6 protein-coding genes and 1 pseudogene are annotated in these 6,139 nt (G+C 66.8%); 6 read left to right on the top strand and 1 reads right to left on the bottom strand.

Annotated elements, in window-relative coordinates; translation table 11 throughout:
- On the top strand, positions 1 to 604 hold a 604-nt coding region (locus tag AB4Y99_RS26560), incomplete at its 5' end, for an HAD hydrolase-like protein (RefSeq protein ID WP_441525438.1).
- An 85-nt stretch (positions 605 to 689) separates the two neighbouring features.
- Here the strand turns inward: AB4Y99_RS26560 and AB4Y99_RS26555 are convergent.
- Complete coding sequence (locus AB4Y99_RS26555) at positions 690 to 1,628, bottom strand: LysR substrate-binding domain-containing protein (protein WP_441525437.1); 939 nt, start codon at positions 1,626 to 1,628, stop codon at positions 690 to 692.
- A 157-nt stretch (positions 1,629 to 1,785) separates the two neighbouring features.
- Here AB4Y99_RS26555 and AB4Y99_RS26550 point away from each other — a divergent pair, with 157 nt between their 5' ends.
- The 5 genes and pseudogenes from AB4Y99_RS26550 to AB4Y99_RS26530 form a co-directional block, all read left to right on the top strand.
- Complete coding sequence (locus AB4Y99_RS26550) at positions 1,786 to 2,367, top strand: VOC family protein (RefSeq protein ID WP_441525436.1); 582 nt, start codon at positions 1,786 to 1,788, stop codon at positions 2,365 to 2,367.
- Positions 2,368 to 2,390: 23 nt separating this feature from the next.
- On the top strand, positions 2,391 to 2,813 hold the full coding sequence (locus AB4Y99_RS26545) for a nuclear transport factor 2 family protein (RefSeq protein ID WP_441525435.1): 423 nt from the start codon (positions 2,391 to 2,393) through the stop codon (positions 2,811 to 2,813).
- A gap of 68 nt (positions 2,814 to 2,881) precedes the next feature.
- Positions 2,882 to 3,343: pseudogene (locus AB4Y99_RS26540) on the top strand (fumarylacetoacetate hydrolase family protein); the annotation flags it as partial.
- A 166-nt stretch (positions 3,344 to 3,509) separates the two neighbouring features.
- On the top strand, positions 3,510 to 5,171 hold the full coding sequence (locus AB4Y99_RS26535) for an FAD-dependent monooxygenase (protein WP_441525434.1): 1,662 nt from the start codon (positions 3,510 to 3,512) through the stop codon (positions 5,169 to 5,171).
- A 48-nt stretch (positions 5,172 to 5,219) separates the two neighbouring features.
- Positions 5,220 to 6,139 (top strand): TRAP transporter substrate-binding protein (locus tag AB4Y99_RS26530; RefSeq protein WP_441525433.1); only part of this gene is annotated, 920 nt, incomplete at its 3' end.

The raw sequence follows: 6,139 nt of genomic DNA, 5'->3' as shown, positions 1-6,139 counted from the left end.
TTTCGATGGAACCCTCGCGACCAGCGTGGAGTGGTTCTATGGCGTCCTCAACGAGGTCGCTCAGCGCTATCGCTTTCGGCAAACGACGGAAGAGGAGCGCGAGCAGCTCCGGCGGCAGACACCGTTGCAGATTCTGGAGACGCTCGGCGTTCCGAAATGGAAGCTGCCGATCATCGCGAGGCATATGCGCAGCCTGGCCTCCGAGAATCTGGATCAGATCGAGCTCTATGCCTGGGTCGGTGGCCTCCTGGCCTTGTTGAAGGGGCASGGGCTGCATCTGGCGATYGTCACCTCCAATAGCGAAGAGAATGTGCGCGCCCTCCTCGGCCGATCGGCGGCCTTGATCGATGTCTATGAGAGCGGGGCGTCGCTTTTCGGCAAGTCGGCGAAATTCAAGCGCGTGCTGAAGCAGCTGAAGCTGATGCCGGTGCAGGCGATATCCGTCGGCGACGAGGTTCGCGATGTCGAGGCGGCCCGTCGCGCCGGCATCGACTGCATCGCGGTCGGGTGGGGCCTTTCCCATCCCGACGCGCTCCTGGCCGCGAAGGCGGGCGCGCTCGCGACAACGCCCGAGGAGCTGACGGCACTTCTGCTCGCCCGCTAGAGCATTTTCGAGCGAAGTGGACACCGGTTCGCGTGAAGAAAATGCGATAGAGCATCTCGGCGATTCGGATAAACGCGGAAATGCTCTAGATCGCCGCGTCTCCTGTCGGGCGCGATAACCTGCCGGGCGGCTCGAGCCGGGACGTCGCCCGCCGCATCRGGTCGAGAAGGTGAAGCGCTGCTGGCGTGAGCGGCAGGTCGGCCCGGCGCACGACCACGAGCGCCGGAGCCGTCAGCATCTCGGCGATCTTGATCGTGGTCAGGGCCTGTCCGGTCATCTCGAAATCCTGCCATTGGCCCGGCACCATCGCGAGCAGGTCGGTGTTGGCGAGACAGGTCAGCAAGGTCAGGGCGGACTGGCTGCGCACGGCCAGATGCGGCGCCGGCAGGTCGTGGCGCGCGAAGAACGCGTTGATCTCGGCGCTGTCGTCTGCCGTGATCGATGTCGTCACCCAATCCTGCCCGACGAGATCGCGCAGCGACGTCGCGCCCGCCAGAGGATGCCCGGTCCGGCAGAGCACGACGCGCCGGTTCTGGAACAGCACCTCGAGGCTGAGCTCGGGGACAGATTGCGCGCCGCCCTCCGGGCCGATGTAGAAATCGACGGAGCCGTCCCGCAGCCTTGTTTCGAGCGTGGGATAGAAGCCCTCGATGATATGCAGCTTGATGTTCGGATAGCGCTGGCGGAAGGGCCGCAGGCTCGACGGCAGCAGCGCCAGATGCGCGGCGATCGAAAGCCCGACCGTCACGGTGCCGGTGCCCGCCCCGCGCAACTGCTCCATCTCCTCGCGCGTGCGTCGGATCTCCGACAGGATCGAACGTGCACGCGTGATGAAGGCCTGGCCGAAAGGGGTGGCGACGACGCCACGCGCGCGGCGTTCGAACAAGGGCGCGCCCAGCTCGCGTTCGAGCAGCGCGAGGCTGCGCGTCAGCGCCGGCTGCGCCACGCGCAGATGGCGCGATGCCGCCCGGACGCTGCCGCGTTCGGCGATCGCGACGACCTCCTCGAAATGATGAAGCTTCATCCTCGCGTCTCCCTCGCGAAGGGCCTCGAGCGATATCAGATGATGATCGCTCCGGCATTCTTGTCATCTGTTCAGGTATATCTCCCTCCGCTAGCTCTGTTCCACCGAAAACGCAGGCGCAGCCCTCCGGGGAAGAATGGCACCGCAGGAGGAACGCATGGACATCATCAAGCCCGCCTTCCATCACGTCACCTTCAAGACCAGCCGGCTCGCCGAAATGGTCGCTTGGTATGGCCGAGTCGTCGGCGCCACGCCGAATTTCCAGGATGCGAACAATGCCTGGACCACCAATGACGCGGCCAATCACCGCGTCGCCTTCCTGTCGGCGCCCGGGCTCGGCGACGACCCCGACAAGCGCAGCCATAACGGCATGCATCACAGCGCCTTCGAATATGAGAGTTTCGACGATTTGATGTCGTCCTATGCCCGGCTGCGCGACGAGGGCATCCTGCCGGCCTTCAGCCTCGACCACGGCATGACGATCTCGATCTACTACCGCGATCCCGAGGGCAATTTCGTCGAGCTGCAATGCGATACCTACGGCGACTGGGAGCAGTCCAGCGAGTGGATGCGGACCTCGACGGACTTCAAGGCCAATCCGATCGGCACCTTCTTCGACCCCGAGCGCGTCTACCAGGCCCATAGGGCGGGTTCGGGCTTCGATGCGCTGCATGCCGGCATGCGCAAGGGCGACTACGAGCCGGCCGGCGCGCCGCCCGATCTCGGCCTGCCGATCTGACGGTGGGCGGAGGCTCGCCCGTGATGACGCTGTCGTTGAACCCAGTGGATCGTGCGGCGATCGAGGATCTGATCCAGCGCCATGCCTGGCTGATCGACCATGGCGAGGCGGATCGCATCGGCGCGCTCTTCACGGAGGATGCCGGGCTCTATGGCGTCGGCCCGGACAAGCTCGGGCGTGCCGCCATCGCGACATGGGGTGCGGAACGTGCCGCAATGCGCGAGCGCCGCTCCCGCCATGTCCAGAGCAACATCCTGATCGAGCCGGTCTCGTCCGATGCGGCGCACGGCTGCGTCGTGCTGACGCTCTATCGCCATGACGGGCCGGGGCCGGGTGCGGCCGCGCCGTTCCTGATCTGCGAATACGCCGACCGCTATCGCAAGGAGCCGGACGGGGCCTGGCGCTTCGCCGAGCGACGCCTCGCCGTGCTTTTCGGCGAAGCCTGACACCGATCGCTTCCGCTCCGGCCGCAGTGGCGACCGGTGCCTTTTACCCCATTGGAAGGAGAGCCTTCATGCGTCTCGCCACCATTCTTCGCGACGGCAAGGCCCGGCTCGCGGCTTATCGCGGCCAGGATCTCATCGATCTCTCGGAAGCCGGTTCCGGCCTGCCGGGGTCCATGCTCGCTTTCGTCGAAGGCGGGGAGGTGGCGCGGGCGGCCATCGCCGCCGCGCTCGACAAGGCGCCTTCATCGGCGCTGCTCGACCCGGAGCGGACGAGCTTCCTGCCGGTGCTGCCCCGCCCCGGCAAGATCATCTGCGTCGGCCTGAACTATGCCGACCATTCGGCCGAGAGCGGCTTCAAGCAGCCGGATTATCCGACGCTGTTCGGCCGCTTCTCGACGACGCTGATCGGCCACCGCGCACCGATGATCCGCCCGAACCTCTCCGATCAGCTCGATTACGAGGGCGAGATCGCGGCGGTGATCGGCCGGCGCGCCAAGCATGTTCCGAAGGCCCGTGCGCTCGACCATGTCGCCGGCTACGCCGTCTTCAACGAAGGCTCGGTGCGCGAGTACCAGTTCAAGGCGCCGTCGAGGTCGAGGGCATCGGCCTGCTGGTCAACCCCATTGCCCAGGAAGAAGCCGTGCGGAGCGCCGCCTGAACGGGCGGCGGTGCGGCGCAGGACAGAAGGAGCGCGCGGTGAAAGACAGCGGTTGGGATGTCGACGTGCTGATTGCCGGCGCCGGCCCGGTGGGGCTGGCCGCCGCCATCGAGCTCGGCCGCCGCGGCATCCGTTGCCTCGTGGTCGAGCGCAACGACCGCGTCGGCTATGCGCCGCGCGCCAAGACGACGAATGTCCGCACGCGCGAGCATCTGCGTCGTTGGGGCATCGCGGACAGGCTGCGCGAGGTCTCGCCGATCCCGCGCGACTATCCCTCGAACGTCGTCTTCGCCACGCGGATGACCGGCCCCGGGCTCGCGCGCTTCGAGAATGCGCTGAACGGCAGCCCGGCGCGCAACGACCTCTATTCGGAATCGGCGCAATGGGTGCCGCAATATGTGCTGGAAGAAGTCCTGCGCGAGCATGCCGCCTCGCTGCCCGGCGTGACGATCAGCTTCAGCACCGAACTGACCGCCTTCGAGCAGGACGGCAGCGGCGTCACGGGTGAGCTGAAGGATCTCGTGACCGGGGCGGTCCGCCGCGTCAGGAGTTCCTACCTGATCGGTGCCGATGGCGCGCGCAGCCTGGTCCGCGACGCGATCGGCGCGGTGATGACCGGCGACCGGGCCTATTCGCGCAACTACAACATCATCTTCCGCGCGCCCGACCTCGCCCGCCGCCACGCGCATGGCGAGGCGATCATGTACTGGATGGTCAATGAGGAATTGCCCTCGCTGCTCGGCCCGATGGACGGCGAGGGCTTGTGGTTCTTCATGGTCACCAAGCTCGCCAACGATGTCGATCCGGCGAGCGTCGACCCGGTCGCGCTGATCAGGCAAGGCACGGGCCTCCATGACCTCGCAATCGAGATCGTCGGCAAGGATCCGTGGGTGGCGCACAAGCTCGTCGCCGATCGCTACGACAAGGGCCGCGTCTTCCTGGCGGGCGATGCCTGCCATCTGCATCCGCCCTTCGGCGGCTTCGGGATGAATATGGGCATCGGCGATGCCGTCGATCTCGGCTGGAAGCTCGCGGCCACGCTCCAGGGCTGGGGCGGGCCGGAACTGCTGGCGAGCTACGAGGCCGAGCGGCGCAAGGTGCATGAGCGCACCATCGCGGAAGCGGTGATCAATTACGGCGTGCTCAGCAACCAGCTCGTCCGGCCGGGGCTGGAGGATCCGGGGTCTCTCGGCGAGGCGACGCGCCGCGAGGTCGGCGAGATCATCGAGGCGACCAAGCTGCGCGAATTCCGGACGCTCGGCATCGTGCTGGGCTCGCGCTACGAGGATTCGCCGATCATCGTTTCCGATGGCAGCGAGCCGCCGCCGGAGCATTTCATGCTCTATGTGCCCTCGGCCCATCCCGGCTGCCTTGCCCCGCATCTCTGGCTGGCCGACGACTCGTCGCTCTATGACCATTTCGGAGATGGGTTCACGCTGCTGGTCACGGCGGGCGAGGCCGGGCAGGCGGCGGATTTCTCTGCCAGGGCCGCGGCTCTGGACATCCCGCTGACGGTTCTCGCTCCGGCCGACCGGCGTCTGCCGGCGCGTTACGGCGCGCGTTTCGCCCTGATCCGGCCCGACCAGCACGTCGCCTGGCGTGGCGACGCCCTGCCGGCCGATGCGGCGGGGCTGCTCGCCCATGTCACCGGCACCATCGAAAAGGGAGCCGTCACGCCGGTATCCGCGACGGCAGCCTGAAGACCCAACGATAAAACAACCGGGGAGGAAACGATGATACGAGGAGTGGTGGGCGCCCTGCTTGGTGCGCTGTTCAGCCTGTCCTTGTCGGTGGCGGCATTCGCGCAAACCATCGAGCTTAAGGTCTCGCATTACCTGCCGCCGAACCATCAGCTCCACAAGAAGCTGGAGGAATGGGGCGAGGAACTCGCCAAGCGCTCGAACGGTCGGCTCAAGCTGACCATCTTCCCGGCGGCGCAGATGGGGCCGATGCCGCGGCAATACGACCTCGCCCGCACCGGCGTCGCCGATATCGCCTTCTTCCTGCATGGCGCGCTGCCTGGCCGCTTCCCGCTGACCGAGATCACTCAGCTCCCTTATGTCTTCAATCGGGGTGAGGGCGCTGCCTCGAAGGCGATCAGCACGGCAGAGGCGTCCGCGATCGTGACCGGGATGGCCGACGATCTCGCCGCCGAGCACGAGGGCACCAAGCTGCTCTATTTCATCGCGACGCCGACGGTGAGCCTGTTCTTCAACAAGGGCGCGGTGCGCGATCCCGCAGGCGTGCGCGGCCTGCGCATCCGGCACAACGGGCCGATCGCCTCGGCGATCATCGAGGCCTGGGGCGGTAGCCCCGCCGCCGTCGCGCCGGCCGAGCTCTCGGACGCGCTCGCCAAGGGCACGATCGCGGGGATGCTGTTCAACTACGAGGCGGCAAAATCCTTCCAGATGGCCGAGAGCATCAAGTCGGTGACGCCGGTCAAGGCTTCCGCCGGCACTTTCGCGCTGGTCATGAACGCCGAACGCTACAAATCGCTGCCGGACGATTTGCGCAAGCTCATCGACGAGACCACCGGCCCGGAAGCCGCCCGCAAGATCGGCGCGCTCTATGACGCGGCGGAGGACGAGGGCGAGGCTTATTTGCGTGCGGCCAAGGTCGATATCCTCGACCTGACGCCGGCCGAGCGCGCCGCCTTCGAGGAGAAGAC

Origin of the sequence: Allobosea sp. TAB14, from assembly GCF_052113865.1 — a bacterium.
Classification (GTDB): Bacteria; Pseudomonadota; Alphaproteobacteria; order Rhizobiales; family Beijerinckiaceae; genus Allobosea; species Allobosea spartocytisi.
This window is presented reverse-complemented; position numbering and strand designations above follow the sequence as displayed.

What these genes read in the sequence shown, in the direction of transcription:
- AB4Y99_RS26550 (WP_441525436.1), top strand. Translation starts at nt 1,786, where the DNA reads ATGGACATCATCAAGCCCGCCTTCCATCACGTCACCTTCAAGACCAGC.
- AB4Y99_RS26545 (WP_441525435.1), top strand. Translation starts at nt 2,391, where the DNA reads ATGACGCTGTCGTTGAACCCAGTGGATCGTGCGGCGATCGAGGATCTG.